Origin of the sequence: Billgrantia aerodenitrificans, assembly GCF_021404405.1 — a bacterium.
Taxonomy (GTDB): domain Bacteria; phylum Pseudomonadota; class Gammaproteobacteria; order Pseudomonadales; family Halomonadaceae; genus Halomonas; species Halomonas aerodenitrificans.
On record NZ_JABFTV010000008.1, the window covers coordinates 223,758 to 248,655 of the forward strand.

Genomic DNA, 24,898 nt, shown 5'->3' on the forward strand with positions numbered 1-24,898 from the left:
CCTTGAGAGCACGTTCCTGAAAACCAAACACGGGATGCCACGTGAAAGCTCTGGTCATCGAAGACAACCCGAACCTGGCCACCTCCATCGCCACTTTCCTCGGTGAGGCGGGCTTCCAGGTGGAGACCTGCGGCGACGGTCGCAGCGCCGAGCATCTGCTGCAGACGCTCTCCTTCGACTTGATCCTGCTGGACCTGGGGCTGCCCGAGCTGGACGGCATCCATCTGCTGCGCCGCCTGCGCAGCCGGCACGACAATACGCCCGTGCTGATCATCTCGGCGCGGGACGCCCTCGACCAACGCGTGCTCGGCCTGGAGGAGGGTGCCGACGACTATCTGGCCAAGCCCTTCTCACTGGTGGAGGTGGTGGCAAGGGCAAAAGCGCTGGTGCGCCGGGCGAAGCAGTTCGGCGAGAACAGCCTGCAGTGCGGCGACATCGAGCTGCCTTCCGGTAGCCCGGCCGTGCTGGTCGCTGGCCAGCCGGTCACGCTACACCGGCGTGAACGTGAGGTGCTCGAGTACCTGCTGATCAACCAGGGGCGCCTGGTGAGCAAGGCGCAGTTGATCGACCGGCTATCGGACCTGGACGATGCCGTCTCCCCCAGTGCCATCGAGACCTACATCTCGCGCCTGCGCAAGAAGCTGGGCGACGGCATCCAGCTGCGTACCGTACGCGGCCTCGGCTACCTGCTCGATACCAAGTCCAGCTGACATGACTTCCATTCGCTCCCGCCTGCTGCTGTGGATCGGCCTGCCCTTCACCCTGGTCGGCCTGCTGACCCTCGCTACCAGCTATTACGTGCTCTCCCACCAGATCACCGAGACCTTCGACGACATGCTGCTCAATGCCGCGGAGCGCCTGGAGCGACGCCTCTATTCGGTGGACGGCGAGCTGCGCATCAACATGCATTACTTCAGCATCAGCACCCTGGGCAGCCGCGGCGACGGCAAGATCTTCTATCGCATACGCGATGCCGAGGGCCGCATGTTGGCGGGCTTCGACGGTCTGGAAGACCCGCCCGGCGACCTCGATGAGCCGCTGTTCTACGACACCCGCTACGCCGGCAATACGCTGCGTGCCGTGGCCACCACCTTCCCCGTGGTGCGCTCCACCCACAGCGGCCAGATCGAAGTGATCGTGGCCGAATCGACCGAAGCCAGGCAGAACATGATCAACGAGTTTCTGCTCACGCTCTCGGTGCTGATCGCCATCGGCGGCCTGCTGGCCGTGACCATCGCCCTGCTGGCCATTCATCGCGGCCTAGCCCCGCTGCGCTCGATCAGCCGCTCGTTGCGCCGCCGTTCGCAGAACGACCTCGAGCCGATCGAAGCCGAAGTGCCGAGGGAAGTCTCGACGCTCGTCGCCAGTATCAATGGCCTGATGATGCGAATGCGCCAGAGCATTCACAACACCCAGCAGTTCAATGCCGATGTATCTCACCAGTTGCGCACGCCCATTTCGGAGATTCGCGCCCTGGCGGAGCTCACCTCCCGCCAGTCCATCGACCCGCGAGCCAGGAGCAGCCTGGAGGAGATCGGGCGTATCGCCGAGAGCGCCGGCTACACGGTTCAGCAGCTGCTCACCCTGGCCAAGGCGCGCCACGAACTGGTGGACACTTCCGCCATGGCCATTGCCGACCTCGCCGAACTGAGTCGGGTAGCATGCGCCGAGTCGATTTCACGGATCTACCAGCGCGGTCAGGAGCTCGAGTTCTGCGAACGGGAGAGCGACTGCCTGGTCATGGCGGACAGCGTAATGCTGCGCTGGCTGATCCAGAACCTGGTCGAGAACGCCAGCCAGCATGCCGGCGGCGCCCAGCCCTATCGCGGCACCATCTACGTGCGGGTTGCCCGCAGCGAGGGAACGGTGCAGCTGCGGGTCAGCGACGATGGGGTCGGCGTGAGCCCGGAGCAGCTGGCCAGACTGACCGAGCGCTTCTACCGTGCCAGCCCCGAAACGCCAGGCAGTGGGCTTGGTCTGGCCATCGTCGACGAGATCGCCCGCGCCCACGGCGCCACGCTGGAACTCGACAGCCCGCCGGGGCAAGGGTTAACGGTGACGGTCATTTTTCCCTCAGCCTAGGCCTTGTTCGCTAGCCGCCGGCTTAGCGAAATGATCGCCGGTGTGGCCAGAATCAGCAGCAGCAGGCGCAGCACGTGGTGCGACACCACATAGAGCGGGTCGACGTCCAGCGCCACCGCGATCACCGCCATCTCCCCGACTCCGCCCGGCAGCAGCGCCAGCAGCGCCGCCGTGAAGGAGTGCGCCGTGAAGCTCGCCAGCAGCCAGGCGGTGGCCACTGCCATCAGCACGGCATAGAGTCCGAACAACAGCCCGTAGCGCCCGACCTGGACGACCCGCTGCCAAGGCGTGCCGGCGAAACGCGCCCCTACCGAGCTGCCCAATACCAGAAAGGTGGCTATCAGTAGCACATCAGGTAGCGCCACCCCATGGCCCAGCGTCGCCAGCACCACCCCCACGGCCATGGGCCCGAGGAACTCCGGCAGCGGAAAGCGCAGCAGCCGGCCGAGCCACCAGGAAGCGGGTGCCAGCAACAGCAGCGAGACGCCCGCCCAGCTCACGCCGTTGCCCTCACCCAGGGCAATGCCACCGGCCAGGTAGCTGGCCATGAAGGCCGCCGATGCCACCACGATGACAAGACGCATGGCGTGAGTGATGGCAATCCAGCGGATGTCCACGCCCAGGCGCTCGGCCAGGATCACCGTGGCATTCATGCTACCCGGGAAGGAGCAGAACACCGCGCTCAGACGGCTCATTCCGCTGGTGGAGAACAACCAGGCGCCCCCAGCCAGCATCAAGCCCATGTACACCAGCATGGCCAGCACGCTGGGATACCACTCCAGCAAGTGCGACAGCTCGCCCAGCTCGATGCGGTTACCGATGAACAGCCCCAGCATGGCGATGGAACCGCGATGCAGCCGCTTGTCGATGCCCGCCCTTACGCCGGCCAATGAAGCGATCAGCACCGCGAACAGCGGCCCCAGCATCCAGGCCATGGGCAACGAAACCAGGGTGGCGACTGCGCCACCCAGAGCCCCGATCGACAATGTCGAAACGGTACGCAGCACCATCGCTCAGGCGCCGAGCGGCTGGCGGCGCCGCCGGAACCAGTTCACCAGGTGCTGGCCGAACAGCGAGATGAGCAGCAAGGCCAGAATGACCAGCGTCACCGGACGTTCCAACACGTAGGCCAGGTTGCCGCCGCTGATCTGGTAGGAGTGCAGCAGCGACTTCTCGGCCATGGCCCCCAGCAGCATGCCGATTACGGCGGCAGGCACCGAATAGCCGTAATGGCGCAGCAGCCAACCGACCACCGCGAAGATCAGCACCGTGGCGGGTCCGGTCATGTTGCCGGTCAGACCGAAGGAGCCCATCACCGCCAACACCAGCACCGAGGGAATCAGGTAGCGCATCGGCACCTTGACGATGTTGGCCAGCAGCGGGATGAACATCAGGCCAATCACCATCAGCAGGAACACCTGAGCGAAGTTGGCGAAGATGATGGCGTAGACCACATCCGTCTGCTGGCGGATGAACTGCGGCCCGCCGGTGATGTTGTGCATGGCGAAGGCCGCCAGCATCACCGCCGTGGCGCCCCCGCCGGGAATGCCCAGCGCCAGCAGAGTCGCCATGGACCCCGCCTCGGAGGTGCTGTTGGCCGACTCGGAGGCCACCACGCCCTTGGGGTTGCCTTTGCCGAACGAACTCGGGTCCTTGTCGCGGCGCTGGGTCTCCACATAGGAGAGCAGGTTGGACACCGACGACCCCACCCCCGGCACGGCACCGACGAACACGCCGATGAAGCCACCCCGGATCAATACCCAGGGATACTTCACGGCCATCTTGAAGCCCTGGAAGATTTCCGAGATCTTGACCTTGCGCGAGGCTTCCGACTCGACGATATAGCCCTTGTTGGCGAGCTTGAACAGCTCCGAGGCCGCGAACATGCCCATCATCGCGGGGATGACCGGCACCCCGTCGAGCAGGAAGGTCTGCCCCATGGTACCCCTGGCCATGCCCAGCTCGTTGAAGCCGATGGTGCCCACCAGCATGCCGACGAAACCGGCCATCAACCCCTTCAGCATATGCTCGCCCCGCAGGGTGGCGATCAGCGTCATGCCCCACAGGATGACGGCGAACATCTCCGCCGGCCCCAGCTTCAGCACCATGAAGGAAAGCGGCTGGATCATCAGGAACAGGATCAGGTAGCCCATCAGCACGCCGATGACCGACGAAGCCAGCGCCACGCCCAGCGCCTGGTTGTGCTTGCCCTGGCGCGCCATGGGATAGCCGTCGAAGGCGGTGGCAATGGCTGAGGAGGTCCCGGGGATGTTCATCAGAATGGCCGGAATGCCACTGCCGAAGGAGCCACCGGTGAAGATGGCCGTGAGGAAGAGCATGGCCTGCACGAAATCCATGTACAGCGTCATGGGCAGGAAGATCGCCATGGCCATGGAGATCTGCAGGCCCGGCGTGGCCCCGAAGATCAGGCCGATGATGATGCCTGGAACGACCACCATCCAAGGGCTGAAATTGGTGAAGAGCAGCGCAAGCGCCTGCTCGACGGCGGCAAAATCGATCATGGTGTCGCTCCCTCAGTCCGGCAGGACAAGCATGTGCATGGGATAAGGCAGCATCTCGGCGAAGAAGAACGCCGTGCCGAAGCCGAAGGCCAGGCTGTAGCCACCCAGCAGCAGCCAGTTGCGCTCGCCCTTGAGCAGCAGGAACAGGGCAACGAACAGCACCGTGGCCACATCGAAGCCCAGGGTTTCCAGCGAGATGACATAGGCGGCGAACAGCCCCACCACCGGCAGCGTGCGGTGCAGTGGCTCCCCACCGTCATCCGGGCGGGTCAGCAGGGTGCCCTGCTTCAGGCGAATGGCGACCTCCAGCAGCACGATGGCCAGCACTACGAGAGACAAGGGCAGGATCAGCAAGAGATTCTGTATGGCCGACGAGACCCGAATGGCATCCATCAGGTACCACAGGGTAAAGCCGGCCAGAGCCATGAGGACCAACAGGTCCCCATAGTCGCGTTTATGGGTGGTCATGAGACGACTCCAGGCGGCCCCGACCACGGTTGGCCGGGGCCGCGTCATGCGGCAGGGATCACTTCAGCAGATGAGCGTACTTCTCGAAGACTTCGTAGTTGGTCTGCATCAGCTCGTTGGCGCGCTCGGGGCCGACCCAGACACCGCCGATGTCGTTGGCGGAGAGATGATCCTGAACATCCTTGCGCGCCAGGGTGTTCTGGATCGCCTCGGAGAGCGCCTCGAAGCGCTCGGGATACTGGCGCTCCATTTCGCTGCTGACGGCGAAGCCGCGCATCGAGCCCTGCAGCACCGGCACTTCGAGGCCCATCGGCTCGAGCGCCTCGTTGATGGGCGGAGCGTCCCACTGGTCGATGCGCTCGTCGTTGACGACGGCCAGCGGCGTGAGGAACTCACGGATGCCCTCGCTACCCTCGGCACTGATGGAGGTGAAATGCACCTGGCCGCCGGCCACCGCGGAACGCGCCTCACCGCCGCTGTTGTAGGTCACCAGGTTGAGGTTGTCCTGGGGAATGCCCGCTTCATCGAGCAGCAGCCGAACCATCAGATGGCCCGCCGAGCCCTGCACCACCGAGCCGCGCACCTGGCCGGGGTTGTCGCGGATTTCCTCCAGCAGCGAAGGCAGGTCCTCGAAGCCGCTGTCCTTGTTGGCGGCGATCAGGTCGAGATCGAACCACTGGAAGTTGACGAAGGAGAAGTCGTCGATGGCGTAGGACGCCCCACCGGTCAGGATGGTGTTGGTCAGGTACGGCGCAAAGGTGGAAGCGTAGAGGGTGTAGCCGTCGTCCGGCCGCGACAGAATGTAGTTGGCGGAAACCTGAGTGCCCGCTCCCGGGCGGTTGGTCACGCGCACGGGCGTCTCGAGTTCCTCGGCCAGGAAGTTGGACATGGCGCGCGCCATGCGGTCGGCGCTGCCGCCGGTACCGAAGCCCACCACCATATCGAGGGGGCGATCCGGGTAATCGTCCGCCGCGACGGGGGCCGTCATCGTGAGTGAAGCCAGCACGGCTGCCAGAGTGCCGGTCATGAGCACCTTCCGACCGGTCTGTGAAATTCCTTCAAACATGGCGTGTACACCCTCATTGTTGGTTTATTGCGGAGCCTCGCCCCGGCAGTGCCCACTCTAGAGGGCCAACCTGTCACCAACCTTGCATGGCAAGCATACTCGACCAATGTCTAATCTCCTTTTCACCAACACTTATTGTTCGAGATCCGCCAGTAGCCTTGCCAGCTCATTGGCAAGGAAACGCGGTTGCACGCACTCGCCGAGATGTCCCGAGGCAAAGCGCAGAAAGCCCTGCGCAGCGTGGGGCAGACGGCGATCGCGGCGTACGATGAACTGCCAGTGGCTCTCGATGGGGAAATCGGTGACCGGCAGGATCGCGATATCCGGATGCTCCGGCGGCAGCACGTGCTCGGAGAGCACGGCCAAACCCATGCCGGCGGCCACCCCCACGCGAATTGCCTCGTTACTGGCCATCTGCAAAGTCGGCCCCAGCGACAGGCCGTGCTCCTGCAGCCAGCTCTCAAACATCATGCGCGTGGCCGAGCCCGGTTCGCGCAACAGGAAGCGCTCTCCCAGCAGCTCGTTCATGGCGATGGCCTCCCGCTTTGCCAGAGGATGGCCCTGAGGCGCCACCACCACCAGTGGATTACGCAGAAAGCGACCGGCCAGGGCATGCACCAGGGAAGGCGGGTGGCTGAACACGTAGAGATCGTCGTCCTGGCGCTCGAAGCGCGTGAGTACCTGACGGCGGTTGCCGATGTGCAGAGTAACGTCGACGTCGGGAAATGCCTGGCTATAGGGGCCGAGCAAACGTGGCAGCACGTACTGGGCGGTGTTGACCAGGGCGATGCTGAAGCGGCCCCGCTCCCCGCCTCGCAGCGCCTCGAGGTAGTCCTGATAATCGTCGAAGCGGCCGAGCACCTCACGACTGGCGCGGTAGAGCTCCCGCCCTGCCTCAGTGGGCAAAAGGCGTCCGCGGCGCATATGCAGCAGCGGCTCCCCCACCGCTTCGCTCAAGCGCTTGAGCTGCTGGGAAACGGTAGGTTGGGTCAGGTGGAGCTGACGCGCCGCCTCGCTGACCGAGCCGCTTCGCACCACCACGACATAAACCTGAAGCAGGCGGAAAGTAAGATGACGAACGTTCATGGCGCGGCCCCGCAGCGCGTCATATAGAAGATCACCTATAGTAATTTCATCGAGATTCTATTGGAATCAATATCAGGCGCTGCGCACAATCCGCGACTACTCTGCCATTCGCGGTTACAGAAGAAGAGAGAGATATGCCTGACATCGTCGTCATGTTCTTCCTGCTCGGCCTGCTCGCCGGGGTGGTCAAGTCGGACCTGAACATCCCCAAGGCCGCCTACGACACGCTGAGCCTGCTGCTGATGCTGACTATCGGTCTCAAAGGCGGCATGGCACTGTACGGCAACCTGCGCTGGTCGCTGATCCCCGAACTGCTTTCGGTCGCCGCCCTCGGCGCCCTGATTCCGCTGGCGCTGATGCCCATCTTGCGGCGCTTCGCACGCCTCTCTCCCGCCGACAGCGCCAGTATCGCCGCCCACTACGGCTCGGTGAGCGCCGGCACCTTCGCCGTGGCGCTGGCCTTTGCCGAAAGCCGCGCCCTGCCTATCGGTGCAGAGGTCACCCTCTACCTGGTGATGATGGAGCTGCCGGCGATCATGGTGGCCATCGCGCTTTACCGCCGCCATGCCGGCAAGGAAGCAAGCGAGGCGTTCCAAGGCATCTGGCACGAGACCCTGACCAACCGCGGCGTGATCCTGCTGGCAGGCGGCGCGGTGATCGGCGCCATGTACGGCCCGCGGGAAGGTGCGGCCGTGACCGAACTGTTCATGGGCGCCTTCCATGCCGTGCTCGCCCTGTTCCTGCTGCAGATGGGCCTCACCGCGGCGGAAACCCTGCGCCCCGTTCCCTGGTACCACTGGCGTCTGCTCACCTTCGCCCTGGTGGCCCCGTTCGTTCTAGCCATGGCCGGCCTGGCTGTCGGTCTGATGCTGGGCCTGCCCATGGGCTCGCTGATGATTCTCACGGCGCTAGCCGCCAGTGCCTCGTACATTGCCGCTCCGGCGGCCATGCGAACGGCGATACCCCAGGCCAACATCGGCCTGGCCATGCTCGCGGCGCTCGGCTTCACCTTCCCGCTCAACGTGATCGTGGGTATTCCCATCTACTATCAGTTGGCCATGTGGTTGGGTAACTGAGTTACCCCTCAGCCTCTACGCCACCGGCAGCCCCGGTGGCGTTCGCTTTTCTCCCTACCTTCTTCTTCCATATCCTCGCCTCTTCGACATTCGTAGAACGTCCCAAAGCTGCACTTTACGTTAACGTAAACCTCGCCTAGTCTAGTAACATTCGTGAATAGCCATGCGAACTGCGCCTGCGCGGTTCGCACAACCCGACAGCTTCGCACCTGACACACAGCTGCGCTAGCGACAGAAACACCAGCTACGACACAACCATCAGGGAGTTCCGCCATGCTGACCGCCTACAAGCCCCTCGACTTCGGCCTCGACGACGAGCTCAACATGCTGCGCGATCAGGTGAACGCCTTCGCCCGCGACGAGATCGCCCCGCGCGCCGCCGAGATCGACGAGAAGAACGAGTTCCCCAACGACCTGTGGCAGAAGTTCGGCGACATGGGCCTGCTCGGCATCACCGTGCCGGAAGAGGATGGCGGCACCGGCATGGGCTACCTGGCGCACTGCATCGCCATGGAAGAGATCTCCCGGGCCAGCGCCTCGGTGGGTCTCTCCTACGGCGCCCACTCCAACCTGTGCGTGAACCAGCTCAAGATCAACGCCAACGCCGAGCAGAAGGCCAAGTACCTGCCCAAGCTGATCAGCGGCGAGCACATCGGCGCGCTGGCCATGTCCGAGCCGGGCGCCGGCTCCGACGTGGTCTCGATGAAGCTGCGCGCGCGCCAGGAGGGTGACAAGTACATCCTCAACGGCAACAAGATGTGGATCACCAACGGCCCCGACGCCGACGTGCTGGTGGTCTACGCCAAGACCGACCCGGACGCCGGCTCCAAGGGCATCACCGCCTTCATCATCGAGAAAGGCATGCCCGGCTTCTCCACCGCCCAGAAGCTCGACAAGCTGGGCATGCGCGGCTCCAATACCTGCGAACTGGTGTTCCAGGACTGCGAAGTGCCGGCCGAGAATATTCTGGGCGAGGAAGGCAAAGGCGTGCGCGTGCTGATGAGCGGCCTCGATTACGAGCGCACCGTGCTGGCTGCCGGCCCCATCGGCATCATGCAGGCGGCCATGGACGTCGTGGTGCCCTACGTGCACGAGCGTAAGCAGTTCGACCAGTCCATCGGCGAGTTCCAACTGGTGCAGGGCAAGATTGCCGACATGTACACCACGCTGAACGCCTGCCGCGCCTACCTCTACGCGGTGGCGGCCGCCTGCGACCGCGGCCAGACTTCCCGTAAGGACGCCGCCGGCGTGATCCTCTACTGCGCGGAGAAGGCCACCCAGGTGGCGCTGGACGCCATCCAACTGCTCGGCGGCAACGGCTACATCAACGAGTACCCCACCGGGCGCCTGCTGCGCGACGCCAAGCTCTACGAAATCGGCGCCGGGACGAGCGAGATCCGTCGTATGCTGATCGGCCGTGAGTTGTTCAACGAATCAAAATGAAAATGGCTGCGCTAGCTCGCACCTTCGTGAACACACATTGAGTTCGTGAACACATATTGAGCAAGGGAGCCGATAGATGGCCATCCTGAACACCCAAGTCAATCCGCGCAGCGACGGCTTCCAGGCCAACGACAAGGCCATGCGCCACGAGGTCATGAAGCTGCGTGAGCTGACCGCGGCGATCAGCCAGGGCGGCGGCGAGAAGGCCCGTACCCGCCACGAGAGCCGCGGCAAGCTGTTCGTGCGCGACCGCATCGACCACCTGATCGACGAAGGCTCGCCGTTCCTCGAGTTCTCGGCGCTGGCCGCCCATGAGGTCTACGAGAGCGCCGTGCCCGCCGCCGGCGTGGTCACCGGCATCGGTCGCGTGAGTGGCGTGGAGTGCGTGATCGTCGCCAACGACGCCACCGTGAAGGGCGGCACCTACTACCCGCTGACGGTGAAGAAGCACATCCGCGCCCAGGAGATCGCCCGCAAGCATCGCCTGCCGTGCATCTACCTGGTCGACTCCGGCGGCGCCTTCCTGCCCCGTCAGGACGAAGTGTTCCCCGACCGCGAGCACTTCGGGCGCATCTTCTACAACCAGGCCACCCTATCGGCGGAAGGCATTCCGCAGATCGCCGTGGTGATGGGCTCCTGCACCGCCGGCGGCGCCTATGTGCCGGCCATGGCCGACGAGTCGATCATCGTCAAGCAGCAGGGCACCATCTTCCTCGGCGGCCCGCCGCTGGTGAAGGCCGCCACCGGCGAGACCATCAGCGCCGAGGACCTGGGCGGCGCCGACGTGCACGCCAAGAAGAGCGGCGTGGCCGACCACTACGCCGAGAACGATGCCCATGCCCTGCAGCTCGCCCGCGCCTGCGTGTCGCGGCTCAACTGGCAGAAGCGCGGCCAGCTCAAGATGCAGGAGCCCAAGCCGCCCAAGCTCGACCCCAGCGAGATCTACGGCATCGTCGGCACCGACTTGAAGAAGCCGTTCGATGTGCGCGAAGTCATCGGCCGCATCGTCGACGACTCTGACTTCGACGAGTTCAAGCGCTACTACGGCGACACCCTGGTCACCGGCTTCGCCCATATTCACGGCTACCCGGTGGGCATCGTCGCCAACAACGGCGTGCTGTTCTCCGAATCCGCGGTGAAAGGCGCCCACTTCATCGAGCTGTGCGCCCAGCGCAAGATTCCGCTGGTGTTCCTGCAGAACATCACCGGCTTCATGGTCGGCTCCAAGTACGAACACGAAGGTATCGCCAAGCACGGCGCCAAGCTCGTCACCGCCGTGGCCTGCGCCAAGGTGCCCAAGTTCACCGTGCTGATCGGCGGCAGCTTCGGCGCCGGCAACTACGGCATGTGCGGCCGCGCCTACGATCCCAATCTGCTATTCATGTGGCCCAACGCGCGCATCTCGGTGATGGGCGGCGAACAGGCCGCCGGCGTACTGGCCCAGGTCAAGCGCGAGCAGTACGAGCGTGAAGGCCGCGAGTGGAGCAAGGAGGAGGAAGAGGCCTTCAAGCAGCCCACCCGCGAGCAGTACGAGCACCAGGGCCACCCCTACTACGCCAGCGCCCGGCTATGGGACGACGGCGTGATCGACCCGGCCCAGACCCGCGACGTGCTGGGACTCTCACTCGCCGCCGCGATGAACGCGGAGGTGCAGGAAACGCGCTTTGGCGTATTCCGGATGTGAAGACTTCAGTGTCTGCACTCGAAGACTTTACGGGATATGGGAGCCACGAAAAATGACCGATACAAATAGCTTTTCTCAGCTAAGCATCGACGAGCGCGGCGTCGCCCGGCTGACGCTGAATCGCCCCGAGGTGCACAACGCCTTCGACGACAGCCTGATCGCCGAGCTCAACGAGCATCTCGCCAAGCTCCACGGCGCCGCCCGCCACGGCGAGGTACGCGTGGTGGTGCTGGGCTCCGAGGGCAAGAGCTTCTCCGCCGGAGCCGATCTCGGCTGGATGAAGCGCATGGTGGAGTACGACTTCGAGGGCAACCTGGCCGATTCGCGCAAGCTCTCGCAGCTGATGCATGGGCTGGATACCCTGCCCTGCCCCACCGTATGCCGCGTGCAGGGTGCCGCCTTCGGCGGTGCCGTGGGCCTGGCCGCCTGCTGCGACGTGGTGATCGCCAGCGAGAAGGCCAAGTTCTGCCTCTCCGAGGTGAAGATCGGCCTCTCCCCGGCGGTGATCAGCCCCTACGTGCAGCGCGCCCTGGGCTCGCGCCAGATGCGCCGCTACGCCCTCACCGCCGAGGTGATCGATGCCGACCAGGCGCTGGAACTGGGCCTGGCCCACCAGATCGTCGGCCACGACCACATCGACGAGGCGGTCGAGGAGATGATCGCCACCCTGCTGGCCGGCTCGCCCCAGGCCCAGCGTGCCACCAAGGCGCTGCTGGCCGAAGTAGCCCGCGACTCCGACAGCAAGGCCACCCGCGAGCACACCTGCCGCGTGATCAGCGAGCTGCGCGTGAGCGCCGAAGGTCAGGAAGGCCTGACCAGCTTCTTCGAGAAGCGCCGCCCCGCCTGGGCCGACGACAACACGAATTCCTCGGAGCGCCGCTCATGAGTCAGAACGATTCCCGCACCACGCCCTTCGACACCCTGCTGGTGGCCAACCGCGGCGAGATCGCCTGCCGCGTGATGCGCACCGCCCGCGCCATGGGCCTACGCACCGTGGCCGTGTACTCCGACGCCGACGCCAACGCCCGCCACGTGCGCGAGGCCGACGAGGCCGTGCGCCTGGGCCCGGCCGCCGCCCGCGAGAGCTACCTCAAGGTGGAAGCGGTAGTCGAAGCCGCCAAACGCACCGGCGCCGGCGCCATTCACCCCGGCTACGGCTTCCTCTCCGAGAACGGTGCCTTCGTCGAAGCGCTGGACGCCGCCGGCATCACCTTCGTCGGCCCGCCCGCCTCGGCGATTGCCGCCATGGGCGACAAGTCCGCCGCCAAGGCGCGCATGGCCAATGCCGGCGTGCCGCTGGTACCGGGCTATCACGGCGACGACCAGGACGACGCTCTGCTCAAGTCCGAAGCCGACAAGATCGGCTACCCGGTGCTGCTCAAGGCGAGCGCCGGCGGTGGCGGCAAGGGCATGCGCGTGGTCGAAGCCCCCGAGCAGTTCCAGGCCGCACTGGACGGCTGCCGGCGTGAGTCCCAGGCTGCCTTCGGCGACACCCGCATGCTGATCGAGAAGTACCTGACCCAGCCGCGTCACGTCGAGGTTCAGGTGTTCTGCGACAGCCATGGCAACGGCGTCTACCTGTTCGAGCGCGACTGCTCGGTGCAGCGCCGCCACCAGAAGGTACTCGAAGAAGCCCCCGCCCCCGGCATGACCGCCGAGCTGCGCCGCGAGATGGGTGAAGCCGCCGTACGCGCCGCCAAGGAGATCGGCTACGTGGGTGCCGGCACCGTCGAGTTCCTCTTGGACAAAGACGGGTCGTTCTACTTCATGGAGATGAACACCCGCCTGCAGGTGGAGCACCCCGTCACCGAGATGATCACCGGCCAGGACCTGGTCGAGTGGCAGCTGCGCGTGGCCATGGGCGAAGCCCTTCCGCTCCAGCAGGACGAGCTGACCATCACCGGCCATAGCTTCGAGGCGCGCCTCTACGCCGAAGACCCGGAGCAGGACTTCCTGCCCGCCACCGGCAAGCTCGAGCGCTTCGCCATGGACCTCAAGGGTGCCGGCCTCGACCCGCGTCAGGTACGCCTGGACAGCGGCGTGGAAACCGGCGACGTGGTCTCCATGCACTACGACCCCATGCTCGCCAAGCTGATCGTCCACGGCGACGACCGCGAGCAGGCGCTTTCCACCCTCAACCGGGCGCTAGCGGCGCTGGACGTGCAAGGCGTAGTGACCAACCGCGCCTTCCTGCAGCGCCTGGCCACCCATCCGGCGTTCCGCAACGTGGAGCTGGACACCCGCTTCATCGAGAAGAACGAAGCCACCCTCTTTGCTCCCAAGCAGTACAGCATCGAAGAGTACGCTGGCGCCGCGCTGATCGGCCTCAACCAGCTCGCCCGCGAGTGCGAGAGCGACTCGCCGTGGGACCGCCACGACGGCTTCCGTCTCAACGCCCCGCACACCATCCGCATCTCGCTCTGCGACCCTGCCCACGTGCAGGATGAAGAGAGCGTTGTTGTCGTGGAAGGCACCCGTGCCAGCGGCGCCGATCCGTGGGATCTGACCATCGGCAACGAGACCCTCACTGCCCGCCTGCAGCACCTGGAAGGCGACGCCGTGGCCGTGACCCTCAACGGCCACCGCCGCCGCTTGCAGGCACGGCGCGACGGTAACGTCGTCGTGATGGTCGACCCACGAGGCGAAACCCGCCTGTTCTGGCGCCGCATCGACGCCATCGACCACGGCCACCACGAAGCCGAATCGACCCTCACCGCGCCGATGCACGGCACCGTGGTCGCGCTGCTGGTGGAAGCCGGTCAGAAGGTGGAGAAAGGCATGCCGCTGATGGTCATGGAAGCCATGAAGATGGAACACACCATGACCGCCCCCGCCGACGGCCACGTGGAGAGCTTCCACTTCAACGCCGGCGATACGGTGGGCCAGGGAGACGTGCTGCTCGAGTTTGCACCGGTCGAGTAAGCTAAGAGAGGTATCGGAAGCGCCAAGCTAAGCGGCGCCGGGGACAGGGCGAAGCGGAGGTCATTTGCCATGGATGGCAAATGTAGCGTCCAGGGAAGGATTTACAGCGCCCCCTCAGAGACCTGTCGACGGATCAGCCGCGGATCATGACCATGGCCGTGAACAGGAAGGAGTACAAGAGAATGGCATTTCCCAAGCGCGTGCGCCTGGTCGAGGTCGGCCCCCGCGACGGGCTGCAAAACGAGCCCAACCCGATCGACACGGCCACCAAGCTGGAACTGATCGACCGCCTGGGCGCCGCCGGCATCGGCTACATCGAAGCCGCCAGTTTCGTCTCGCCCAAGTGGGTGCCGCAGATGGCCGACCATCGCGAAGTGATGACCGGCCTCAAGCGTCGCCAAGGCATCACCTACGCCGCCCTTACCCCCAACCTCAAGGGGCTGGAAGCGGCGCTGGAGTGCGGCGTAGAGGAAGTGGCGGTATTCGGCGCAGCAAGTGAAGCCTTCTCGCAGAAGAACATCAACTGCTCCGTCGCAGAATCTCTGGAGCGCTTCGCCCCCGTGCTGGAGCGAGCCAGAGAGGCCAACGTGCGCGTTCGCGGCTACGTCTCCTGCGTGCTCGGCTGCCCCTACGAAGGTGAGATCGCCCCGGCCAAGGTGGCCGAGGTGAGCAAGGCGCTGTTCGATATGGGCTGCTACGAAGTCTCGCTCGGCGACACCATCGGCGTCGGCACCCCGCTCGCCGCCAAGCGCATGATCGAAGCCGTGAGCCGCGACATCCCCATGGAAAAGCTCGCCGCCCACTTCCACGACACTTACGGCCAAGCGCTGGCCAACCTCTACGCCGTGCTGGAAGAAGGCATCAGCGTAGTGGACAGCTCCGTCGCCGGCCTCGGCGGCTGCCCCTACGCCAAGGGCGCCTCCGGCAACGTGGCCAGTGAAGACGTTGTCTACCTGCTCAACGGCCTGGGTATCGAAACCGGCATCGACCTCAACAAGCTCGCCGAAACCGGCACCTGGATCACCCAAACCATCGGCCGACCGAACCGCTCGAAGGTAGGCGTGGCGCTGGCGGCGAAGTGACTGCGTGGTAAAAACGAAAAGCCCCTGAGTCAGGTGACTGGCTCAGGGGCTTTGTGTCAGGTGAATACTGCACTGTACAGTTAGACGTCAATCATGGGTGGTACATCCCAAAGCTGCACTTCGATATAGAGCTCAAATTCAGTTTCCCAATATCGCTCATAAGGGACCAACTGATCATTTTCAGGGACACCGAATCGAGCAATGAGCTCGTCGATCTCGCTGAGAAGAAACACTTGGTTATAGTACGGCTTGTCGTTTCGGGTTAGCGCAACAAAGCTATCCGGAAAGGTTAAAGAGGTCACTTCTGGATCAAGCTCTGAGAGAGAAATTCTCAGCTCCCTGTGATCAGCGTTCAGATCACGAAACCACGGCGACTCACCCAATACCAGATAAAAGGGATGGCGTCGACGCGGCTTGCCTCCTCGCGCGATGAACAACTCACGCAGCCGAGCTTCAACCTCACGCCGTACAGCAATATAATTCCTGCCATAGCGCCGACGATAGCCGGAATCGCGCTCATGACGAGTCAGAAGATCCAGGAAAACAGGATCTTCGGAGCCGGCCGATAGCTCCGAGAGGCTTCTGAACGGGCCAGTTTCGCGCAAATAGTAATGAGTAGCGAATTTGGCGTCTTTCATTATTTTAATCCTGTATACAGGAGAGTAGATTCGGCCCGCCCCGCCCCGCCCCCCTAACCTCTTATCTTTTAGAGTAATAACCCAATGCATGGCCGCAGTTTTCAGCAAACTCAACGGTTGAAGGCCTAAATCTTCCCAAGTCGCGATAACACCACCACCTTTCTGGACCACCTAAATCTCGCCGAATTTTCATATAACCAAAAAAAACAGAAATATATTTTATAAGCCTAAGTGAGCGATGCCTTGAGGAGCAAAACAAATACATTTTCAAACTTGTTGCATGCCCACTCTTTGCAGCCATTTTAAAAAATGCACCCGCTTTATCAAAAGATTCCACATCACTTCTATCTTTCAAAAAATTATCGTAATAAAAAACACCTTTTAAATAATTGCCCTTCCGAGGACATAATCTCTCCGCCCTATTAAAAAACTGCAAGGCCTCTTCTTCACTCACCACACCATAATATCCGCGTAAAAAACCCAAACCGGCTGCACATAATGATCTTGCATTTTCTTGCACATCTGGATTTTTCAGCATTTCGACAGCCGAACTCGCATCTTTCTCACACCCCTTCCCTAGGGCTTTGTACCAACTTTCCAGCACTATAAATTCCGACTCACCAGACATTGCATGCGTTTTAATCTTCTCAAACGCATCTATATCCCTGAGACCCCGATCCCAACTGTGAGTTCTCAAATAAAAAACCGGATCGTGGTAAAGATCTTTCATCATTCACCGCCTGCAAGTTAGTATATCAGGCATCTTGGGCTCGGACGCGTATCAAGCTGGATCTGTTCCGCTAAAAAACACAAATGAAAAGCGGACAATCGGAGCTGATGAAAAAGGTAAGATCCTACTTGGTCGATGCTGTGACTTACCGTTCGCCATGCCACACTCCCGCCAGGAAAAACAGCGAAGCCTCTCCCTAGCAATAGACCAATAACTCATAAATTACCATGCTGAAAATTTTCATCAACTCACAAGGAGAGGAAAGCCACGACCCCGATCGCTATTACCATTACACCCACGCAGCTGGTCCATACTCCCTCATGACTCTCGCTCTTCCAACCATTCCGAGCTTGACCTTTCGGGTATCGTCCCAAGGTGATTATCTTAACAAATGGCCAACCAATATAATAAAACATAACTTCAAATATTATTTGCCCTACGATATACACAACCGCACGAGCAAAGGCCTTTACAAGCCCTTCAATCACACCATCCATGCATTGACCCCAAAAAAACCAACCAATTTTCACGCCCCAGACTGGGGGCGCCTCCGCTCCCAAAACCCATAAAACAAAACTTCACTTTCTTCCTGCCGTCCACTTCAAAAATCTTGGCGGATATCCTTTCAACAAAATAACTAGTGAAACATACAAAAATAGCCCTACAACCGCAACAAAGATCAACATTTGAGCATGAGCCCCTTCATCACGTCCAAATGCAAGAATCCCCAGAAGAGCTATAAGACAAAAAGAAGAAATCAGACCGCAAAGCAGCCTGTAAAACCAGCCCAATTTCTTTAGCTCACCCACACCCGGCACTCCCTCTTACGTTTAAATGTTGTGCATTGAACCATAGCACCGAACTAGGGGTGGTAATACTGCAGCGATATTATAAGCGACATGAAAGACGATGTATAAAAGCCAAGAAACACCGTACTTATTAAACTTTTCCTCATCTTCGGTCTCCCACAAAACATAGGGACAAAAATCAAAGCAGTTAGGAAAATAGCCAGCCAATAATTGAAAAGATATATATTTATCGGAGCGGATACAATCGCCGCCGCAAGAAATATGGCTAAATATCTACCACCGCTCAGCTTTCCTTTACCTACCGCTCGCTCCATGCAATCACACCTACTTTCTACAGCGCCATAATTATTTATCACCTTATCTCTATGAGCATGCCAGCTTCAAAAATAAGAGCCACTTCATTAACCATAATTATATTTTCTCGAGGGATCTCCTTATAGATTAATCTCCCTTCTCCTTGCTTAGACGCCTCCTCCAGCTTTGAAAATACAGCATCCTTGGATAATCCCATCCACTCGTTTTCCAAAAGCAAGACCAAAGCATCAGAGTTTTGCTTTAGCAAGTCGTAGCTACTTTGCAAATATGAATGCGAGACCCTTGCATTAACTAGTAACACAATGACCGCACAAAGCGCAATTATCGAAAGGGCGAGAGAAACAATCAGCATAGGATATCTCATATCTATTGACCCGCAGAAATGGCTTCATTAGCGAATGTTCTACAATGATTAGGCGACAGGGGACTCCAGCTATAAGCCGGCCTCCCGGGATTATTGGCAAAATTTTCTATATGCCTATACATTTCTTCGATGTCTACGTCTGAGAAACAAGTCATCTCAACTCTAGTTCCTCTTCCTGCACTTTCCGACAGAGCACGCCTTAGTTGATCCAAAGACTCACTTGTAGGATCACCACCTTCTGTCAATGTAAGATCAGGTACGGTAATCGTCCTTATGTTCCCTTGTGCGGCCGGAAGGCGTTCTCCTATTACCCCTCGCCCATCAGGAGCGTATCTCCCAAACTCATAATACTGCGTCTTTCCCTGAGCATCATACCCTAGCACACCTGCATGCCCCCCTAACCAAGTTGAGCTAAATCCGAGGCCAGTATTGATAGGGTAATCGGGGAACAGCACGTAGCAGCCTGCCAACCCCAGCGGATCCACCATCCCGGTCGGGTTGCTGACGTAACCATACAGGTTGGTACCGCCGTTCAGGCCAATCGGGTCCTGGTTGATGTACCGGCCCTGCTGCGGGTCGTAGTAGCGGTGGCGGTTGTAGTACAGCCCACTCTCTTCATCAAGCCACTGGCCTTGGAAGCGGATGGGCTGGGCGGTGCGGCCCTGTTCGTTGGTGACCGCGGCCCAGTCGTCAGGCTGGGCTTGCCATAGGGTGTCGCCCCGGGGCGTGACGAGCTGCATGGGTGTGCCCAGGGCATCGGTGACGTAGGCACTGATCTGCTTGGCTGCGCCATCACCGGCCTGGTCGATTCGGAGCATGGGCACGAAGCTGCCGGGCTCGTAGACTACGGTGGTTCGGTGGCGCTCTTTCGCTTCGTGCACCAGCCGGTCGCCATCCCAGCCGTAGTGGGTGGTGGCGGTGGTGCCGTTGGCGTGATGGACGGTCTTGCTGATGCGCCGCCCCAGGGCGTCGTAGCGGTAGCGGGCTTCTTCGGTCGCTCCCTGGGCGCTGGTACGGGTCAACCGTACCAGGCGGTTGGCACCGTCGTAGCCCAGGCTGAGCCGCTCGCCATTGGAAGTCTCGCGCTCGATCAGGTTGCCGGCGCCATCGTGACGGTAGCGGGTGCCGTCGAGCTGGGTCAGGCGGTTGTCGGGCTGAGCGCTGGCTTGGCCTTCGAGGCGGTTGCCGGCGGCATCCACCGGGTAGCGGTGGGCACGGTCGCCGTGCTGACTGGCGATCAGGCGCCCCGCCGCGTCATAGCTATAGGCGATGACCGGGCTGACACTGCCCTGGCTGCGGAAGCTGAGCCGCCCGAGGGCGTCGTAGCGGTAGTGCTGCTCGCCTTTGGCGCTGCCAGGGCCGCGCAGGCTGAGGTGATCCAGTTGGCCAAGTGCCGTGTAGCCACGCTCGAGGATCAGCGGTTGGGGCTGGTCGGCGCTACTCAGGCGGCGCTGGGTTTCACGGTGCAGGGCATCGGGTTCGAGGGCGAGTTCGAGACCCAGGCCTGGGGCGCTGAGGCCGTGCAGGTGGCCGCTGCCGTAGGTGTGCCAGGCGAGTTCGGGCAGATCGCCATAGCGGCTGGCCTGGGGCGCACCGGTGGCGGTCAGGCGTTGCTGGTGCTGCCATTGCCAGGCGGCTACGTCGCCATCGGCATGATGCCGCTGCCGCTCCCCGATGGGACGACCGGCGACGTCGTAGGCGAAGGAGACCTCGCTCTCAGGATTGACGACACCAGCCAGCTGGCCGTCGGCGCGCCACTGATAGCGCTCGGTGCTGGCCGGGGCCGAATCGGTTGCGGGCAGGTGGCGAGCGATCAGGCGACCGCTGGCATCGAACTCGTAGTGAACGGCTAGCGGCTGCCCGTCGGGGCCGAGCCGGTGAGCTTCGGTACGTGCGCTCAACTGGCCTGCGGCGTCGTAGGCGTAGCGCTGCTCGCGGCCGTCCGGGCCGGTCTCGCTGACGAGACGATCCATCTCGTCATACTCGAAGCGGTAGCTGGCGCCGTTGGCCAGGGTCAGTTCACTGAGTCGGCCAGCTTCGTCGTAGGCGTAATGCTCGCGGCCGCCGTCGGCGTCGATTCGCAGTACAGGACGACCGTGGGCGTCGTAGTGGAATTGTTGCCGGTAGCCTTGAGGCCCCTCTTGCTCGACGAGCCTGCCCTGCAGGTCGTGGTGATGTTGCCAGCGGCTGCCGTCAGGCAGTTGGGTGGCGATGCGCCGGCCCATCTCGTCGTGGGTGGTGCGGGTGGTTTCACCCAGAGCGTTGGTTACGGCCAGCAGGTGGCCACAGCTATCGTAGTCGTAGCGGGTGGTCTGGGCCGAACAGTCGGTCTCGGCGATGAGCTGGCCAAGGGCGTTCCATTCGAGTCGGCGAGTACTACCGCCGGCGTCGGTGACGGCGGTGGGACGATCAGGCAGCGTTTCGCTCCCAAAGGCGAAGGTGGTGGTGCCCTCGGGGCCGGTGACACGAATGAGGTTGCCGCGGGCATCGCGCTCGAGCTGCCAACGATGGTTTTCCGGGCCGGCCACGGCAATGGGCTGCCCTTGCGCGTCGCGGGTAATGGCCCAGCGGCTGCCGTCGGGGCCTATCTGAGCGATGACCTGCCCGCTTTTATCACGATCAAGCGCGGTCTCGCGACCGAGCGGATCGACGGTGGCGATGCGCTGCCCGGCGTGATCGTAGCGGTATTGAATGACCGAGCCATCGGCACGGGTGTGAGCCGTCCAGCGCTGGCCGGGGCCAGTGCCGCTGAAGTGGTAGCGCTCCTCGCGGCCGAGGCTGTCGGTCACCAAGGTGTGGTCTGGATGGTAGGCGTAGGTACGCGTCAGCCCACCGCTCTCCTCCTGGGCGATGACCCGGCCTTCCGGGGCATAGCGATCCCAGGTGTAGCGGGCTTCGATACCGCCGGGCACACGGTGAGCCGTGAGCATGTGGTCCTGCCACTCGAATTCGCGTACGACCTCGCCATGACGCAGCTGCACGCTGATCAGATCGCCTTCGGGGCTGTAGGCATAGCGCACCAGCCAGTCGTCCTGGGGGCTGCCATCGGCCTCACGCACCAGGCGTACGCCACTGAGGCGCTGGCCGCTGTCCTGCTCGCTCGCCGGCAGCAGCGCTTCGTAGTCGAAGTGGAAGTGGCGCCCGGCGCTGTCCTCGACCTGGACGAGCAGCTCGGCTTCCCAGCGATAGGTGGTGGCGTAGCCGTTGCGGTCCAGTTCCTGGGCAAGGCGCCAGGTGGTCGATGCTTCCTGCGTCGGTGCGAAGACATAGTAGAGGTCACCATCGCTCAGCACGATGGTCTGCGGGTCGTGGCGCAGGGCTTCGGGCAGAGCCGCCCAGCGGGCGCTTTCGCCATCCTTGCCCGCTTCCAGCTCGGTCGGCTCGCCACCGCGCCGCAGCCATAGCTGCTCGGTGGGCGAGTAGCGCGACTGACCCGGCGCCAGGGCGCCGAAGGTGATGTCGCGGCCCTGAGCATCGTGGATCACGCAGGCATCGTCGCGCAGGCTGAGCGAGAGGCCGTCACCGGGTACCGACCACCCCTGCCCCAGCACGCCGATACGGGCGTTGGCGGAGAGGTAGCCGCGCGAGAACACGAAGGGCCGCGGTGCCGGCAAGGCGAAGTCGGTTTCCGCGGGCAGCAGCTTGGCGCCCAGTAGCGGATTGACCGGGCTGCCCACGGCAGGCGCACAGGCGCTGCAGCGGTTGGCCAAGCCTTCGAGCATGGCGGGATTGCCGAGATCCAGCAGATTGCCTAGCTGAGAGAACAAGCCGGCACCGACCGATTTGAGCGTCACGTCCTCGCTGGCTTCCGGCGTGGTGGCACCCGGCAGCAGCGCCGCCGCTGTGGCTTGCCCGCTCCCCGAGCCGGGGCTGCCGCCGGAGTTGATCTTGACCTGGGCGCCGACGATGGTGATGCCGCTGGGGTCGAGCTTGAGGAAGCTGCCGCCGGCCTTGAGGGTGATCTCGGCGCCGGCGTCGATCACGGTCTTGCTGCCGGCCTTGTGGTGGATCTCCTGGCCGGCTTCGACGAGCTGGGCGCGGGCGGTCTTTTCGTGGCGCGTGGTACCGACGATGAGGTGGTCGTCGCCGTCGACCTTGAGGTGACGCTGGCCGCGCACGGTGAGGTGGTCGTCGGCGTGGATCTCGCTGATGCGGTTGCGGTGCACGGTGAGGTGGCTGTCGTTGCCGATCTCTTCGGTGCGGTCGTTGTGGGTCAGCAGTTCCAGGTCTTTCTGGGCATGGAGCCAGATCTGTTCCTGACCGGCTTCGTCCTCCAGGCGCAGTTCGTTGAAGCCTTCGCCTTGGTGACTCTGGGTGCGGATGACGGTACGGGTCTTGTTCGCCGGCAGTTCGTAGGGCGGTGTGCTGACGGCGTTGTAGATTCGCCCGGTGATCAGCGGCTGATCGGGGTCGCCCTCCAGGTAGCTGACGAGGATCTCATGGCCAATCCGCGGAATCGCCATGCTGCCGTAGCCGCCGCCGGCCCAGTCCTGGCTGACACGAATCCAAGCACTCGCTGTTTCATTAGGCTCAGCGTAGCGATCCCAAGGGAACTGCACCTTGACCCGGCCGTGCTCGTCGCAGTAGATCTCTTCACCTTCAGGACCGACGACGAAGGCGATCTGAGGGCCGTCGACCCGAGGGCGGGGCTTGGGCTCGGGGCGCCAGGCCTGGTCGGCGGGCATCAGGACCAGCTCGTTGTGGTACTGGGTCATGGCTTCCGAGCCTGCCCGACCCCGCAGGCCATCACTTTGATCGGTTTGCTCGCTTCCCTGAACGAAGCCGTCCTCTTCCAGCGCCTGGCGCTGCTTGCCGTGGTGAATGACGCCGAGCACCTGCCAGTCGCGGTTGAGGTCATCCAGATCGTGGTCGGTGAGCGTGAACCGGGTGCCCGGGGCGAGTTCGGGCAGGTCGCTCTCTGCGTCGGCGGTGTTGGCGCCGCGGCGCAGCGCTTCGAGGCGAATGCGGGTGAAGGCCTGGCCGGAGGCGTCGGCCTTGTAGCGCCCGGGGTAGTCGTAGTGCTCGTAGTCGCTTCGCTGGCCGTGAGCTTCAAGATCGCGTGCGGCGTGGTCGTGCAGTTGTCCGTAAGCAGGTTTCTTGAACGAGTAGTCCTTGAGCGTGGCCGAGGCCGGGGCGACCCGGGCATGCTGCTGCAGCTTACGCACGTGACGCGCCGGTGGTGTGCCCCCGGCGCGGCCGTGGTAGGTGCGCTCGCCCAGGTGGCTCAGCACCTGGGGCGCATCGGCGAACACCAGGCGGTGGGCGGCGCGGGCCTCCTCGTCGCTACCGACCTCGAAGAACTCATGGAAGTAGAACAGCCCCTCTTCGGCGGCCAGGCGCTCGACGAAGGCGAGATCGTCTTCACGGTACTGGGTAAGGTACTCCCGAGGCTCGGGTTCACGGGTGGCGGCGAAGGCGAGATCGGTCAGGCCGTGCTCGTCGCACAGGGTGTTGAGCACCGTGAGCGGCGAGACCTCCTGGAAGATGCGCGAGTTCTGGCGCAGGCCGAGGCGCCACAGGGCGGGACGGATCTCGACCCGGTAGAAGGTGTGGCGGTGGCCGCGGTCGCCACGGGCGAACTCGCTGACGATGCCGTTCACCTGGCGCAGCATCTCGTCGTCCTGCCAGATCGTCAGGGTGGCCTCGCGGTCGAGAATGTCGCGAGCAGAGAGGCTGCCGTTACGGCTGGCGAAGCGCACCGTGAGCTCGAAGGGGGCGGAGAGCCGTTCCCGGTGGGTGAACTCGATGACCGCCAGGCCCTCGGTATCGGGCAAGGTCAGAGTGAAATGCAAACCGGTGGCCTTGGCCATGTCGCCTCCCTGCGGCTGGAAGTACTCGATGTTATTGGTCGTTTTGCGTATACGCGCATTTTCGCGCAGCAAAGCATACCAATCGCAGCCAGGCGTATCTGTGGCGCTTCGCTGATAAGAATGTAAGAAATAGCTTACAAAGGAGAGTGAGTGCCGCCGGCCGACCGAACCACACGACTGCGTATGTTGTACTGACGACAAGCAAGAGAAACGAAAAACCCCTGAGTCAGGTGGGCTGGCTCAGGGGCTTGGTCAATGCAAATACCGTCTCTCAATCGTTCTCAATGCCACTTTCCTTTGCCACCTCCAACACCGGTGACGGTGGAAACTGCCCCCGACTGGAAGTGGCCCAGCAGTTTGCTGTGGCTGTCGAAGAACAGGATGCTCAGGTAGACCGGTGTGCCTTGGAACTCGAAGCTCACGGTGTCGCGATAGAGCCGCTCGAGGTCGTTGGTGTAGACGTGCCCGAAGAGTGCGCCGCCGCCCGGTGAGGAGGCGCCTCCAGCATTGCCGTCGAAGGTCTTGCCGCCATTGGTGATATTGACCTGGAACTTCAGATAGAAGATCAGGCTGGCCACGCTGCCGTTGGCGGGATAGGCCGTTTCGGAAGCAACCAGTGTCTGGGCGACATCGTCGATCTTCTCGGGCTCGAGCTTGCCATGCATGGCGACACGGAAGTCGTGGGCGATCAGCTGCTTGTCGATGGTTTGCGGAGCGTTCATGGGGTGATACCTCGTATGTTGTTCTGGAAATGGCGGTCGGACCTCGACCGCGGCTTACTGCCCCAGTCATTCCAGTTGA

General features: G+C 62.7%; 19 protein-coding genes and 1 pseudogene. 8 read left to right on the forward strand and 12 right to left on the reverse strand.

Features of this window, described 5'->3' with window-relative positions:
* Nucleotides 1–41: 41 nt before the first annotated feature.
* Both HOP59_RS16275 and HOP59_RS16280 read left to right on the forward strand, forming a co-directional pair.
* Nucleotides 42–710, forward strand: coding sequence for a response regulator transcription factor (locus HOP59_RS16275; RefSeq protein ID WP_010628205.1), 669 nt, complete (start codon nt 42–44; stop codon nt 708–710).
* Nucleotide 711: 1 nt separating this feature from the next.
* Nucleotides 712–2,082, forward strand: a complete 1,371-nt coding sequence (locus HOP59_RS16280) for a sensor histidine kinase (protein WP_234254639.1) — start codon at nt 712–714, stop codon at nt 2,080–2,082.
* Here the strand turns inward: HOP59_RS16280 and HOP59_RS16285 are convergent.
* The 5 genes from HOP59_RS16285 to HOP59_RS16305 form a co-directional block, all read right to left on the reverse strand.
* Entirely contained in the window at nt 2,079–3,092 is a 1,014-nt protein-coding gene (locus HOP59_RS16285) for an AbrB family transcriptional regulator (protein WP_234254640.1), read from the reverse strand. The genes HOP59_RS16280 and HOP59_RS16285 overlap by 4 nt on opposite strands.
* Nucleotides 3,093–3,095: 3 nt before the next feature.
* Nucleotides 3,096–4,604, reverse strand: coding sequence for a tripartite tricarboxylate transporter permease (locus HOP59_RS16290; RefSeq protein WP_234254641.1), 1,509 nt, complete (start codon nt 4,602–4,604; stop codon nt 3,096–3,098).
* Nucleotides 4,605–4,616: 12 nt separating this feature from the next.
* The gene (locus tag HOP59_RS16295; RefSeq protein WP_086510410.1) at nt 4,617–5,072 is read right to left on the reverse strand and encodes a tripartite tricarboxylate transporter TctB family protein; all 456 of its coding nucleotides are present in this window, start codon (nt 5,070–5,072) and stop codon (nt 4,617–4,619) included.
* 58 nt (nt 5,073–5,130) lie between these two features.
* Entirely contained in the window at nt 5,131–6,099 is a 969-nt protein-coding gene (locus HOP59_RS16300; protein ID WP_234254643.1) for a Bug family tripartite tricarboxylate transporter substrate binding protein, read from the reverse strand.
* A 171-nt stretch (nt 6,100–6,270) separates the two neighbouring features.
* Nucleotides 6,271–7,224 carry a LysR family transcriptional regulator gene (locus HOP59_RS16305; protein ID WP_010628199.1) on the reverse strand — a complete coding sequence of 318 codons (954 nt, stop codon included), beginning with the start codon at nt 7,222–7,224 and terminating at the stop codon, nt 6,271–6,273.
* Nucleotides 7,225–7,358: 134 nt separating this feature from the next.
* On the opposite strand from HOP59_RS16305, the gene HOP59_RS16310 reads away from it, so the two are divergent.
* The 6 genes from HOP59_RS16310 to HOP59_RS16335 all read left to right on the forward strand — a co-directional run bounded on the left by HOP59_RS16310 (nt 7,359) and on the right by HOP59_RS16335 (nt 15,431).
* Nucleotides 7,359–8,300 carry a sodium-dependent bicarbonate transport family permease gene (locus HOP59_RS16310; RefSeq protein ID WP_234254644.1) on the forward strand — a complete coding sequence of 314 codons (942 nt, stop codon included), beginning with the start codon at nt 7,359–7,361 and terminating at the stop codon, nt 8,298–8,300.
* A 273-nt stretch (nt 8,301–8,573) separates the two neighbouring features.
* Entirely contained in the window at nt 8,574–9,743 is a 1,170-nt protein-coding gene (locus tag HOP59_RS16315) for an isovaleryl-CoA dehydrogenase (RefSeq protein WP_234254645.1), read from the forward strand.
* A gap of 76 nt (nt 9,744–9,819) precedes the next feature.
* Nucleotides 9,820–11,427, forward strand: coding sequence for a carboxyl transferase domain-containing protein (locus HOP59_RS16320; protein ID WP_234254646.1), 1,608 nt, complete (start codon nt 9,820–9,822; stop codon nt 11,425–11,427).
* A gap of 52 nt (nt 11,428–11,479) precedes the next feature.
* Nucleotides 11,480–12,313, forward strand: a complete 834-nt coding sequence (locus tag HOP59_RS16325; protein ID WP_234254647.1) for an enoyl-CoA hydratase-related protein — start codon at nt 11,480–11,482, stop codon at nt 12,311–12,313.
* Nucleotides 12,310–14,349 (forward strand): acetyl/propionyl/methylcrotonyl-CoA carboxylase subunit alpha, encoded by a 2,040-nt coding sequence (locus HOP59_RS16330; protein ID WP_234254649.1) that lies wholly within the window; start codon nt 12,310–12,312, stop codon nt 14,347–14,349. Before HOP59_RS16325 ends, HOP59_RS16330 begins: the two co-directional genes overlap by 4 nt.
* Nucleotides 14,350–14,531: 182 nt before the next feature.
* Nucleotides 14,532–15,431: a hydroxymethylglutaryl-CoA lyase gene (locus tag HOP59_RS16335; protein ID WP_234254650.1), complete on the forward strand. Its 900-nt coding sequence runs from the start codon at nt 14,532–14,534 to the stop codon at nt 15,429–15,431.
* 80 nt (nt 15,432–15,511) lie between these two features.
* On the opposite strand, the gene HOP59_RS16340 is transcribed toward HOP59_RS16335, so the two are convergent.
* The 7 genes and pseudogenes from HOP59_RS16340 to HOP59_RS16370 all read right to left on the reverse strand — a co-directional run bounded on the left by HOP59_RS16340 (nt 15,512) and on the right by HOP59_RS16370 (nt 24,819).
* Entirely contained in the window at nt 15,512–16,069 is a 558-nt protein-coding gene (locus HOP59_RS16340; protein WP_234254652.1) for a hypothetical protein, read from the reverse strand.
* Nucleotides 16,070–16,130: 61 nt separating this feature from the next.
* Nucleotides 16,131–16,799 carry a hypothetical protein gene (locus HOP59_RS16345; RefSeq protein ID WP_234254653.1) on the reverse strand — a complete coding sequence of 223 codons (669 nt, stop codon included), beginning with the start codon at nt 16,797–16,799 and terminating at the stop codon, nt 16,131–16,133.
* Nucleotides 16,800–17,377: 578 nt separating this feature from the next.
* Nucleotides 17,378–17,608, reverse strand: coding sequence for a hypothetical protein (locus HOP59_RS16350; protein WP_234254654.1), 231 nt, complete (start codon nt 17,606–17,608; stop codon nt 17,378–17,380).
* A 352-nt stretch (nt 17,609–17,960) separates the two neighbouring features.
* Nucleotides 17,961–18,275, reverse strand: a complete 315-nt coding sequence (locus HOP59_RS16355) for an Imm58 family immunity protein (RefSeq protein WP_234254655.1) — start codon at nt 18,273–18,275, stop codon at nt 17,961–17,963.
* A gap of 14 nt (nt 18,276–18,289) precedes the next feature.
* Nucleotides 18,290–22,009: an RHS repeat-associated core domain-containing protein gene (locus HOP59_RS16360; protein ID WP_234254696.1), complete on the reverse strand. Its 3,720-nt coding sequence runs from the start codon at nt 22,007–22,009 to the stop codon at nt 18,290–18,292.
* A gap of 69 nt (nt 22,010–22,078) precedes the next feature.
* Nucleotides 22,079–24,097 (reverse strand): annotated as a pseudogene (locus HOP59_RS16365) (type VI secretion system Vgr family protein); the annotation flags it as partial.
* Nucleotides 24,098–24,378: 281 nt separating this feature from the next.
* The gene (locus HOP59_RS16370; protein WP_103969635.1) at nt 24,379–24,819 is read right to left on the reverse strand and encodes a VapA/VapB family virulence-associated protein; all 441 of its coding nucleotides are present in this window, start codon (nt 24,817–24,819) and stop codon (nt 24,379–24,381) included.
* Nucleotides 24,820–24,898 lie beyond the last annotated feature (79 nt).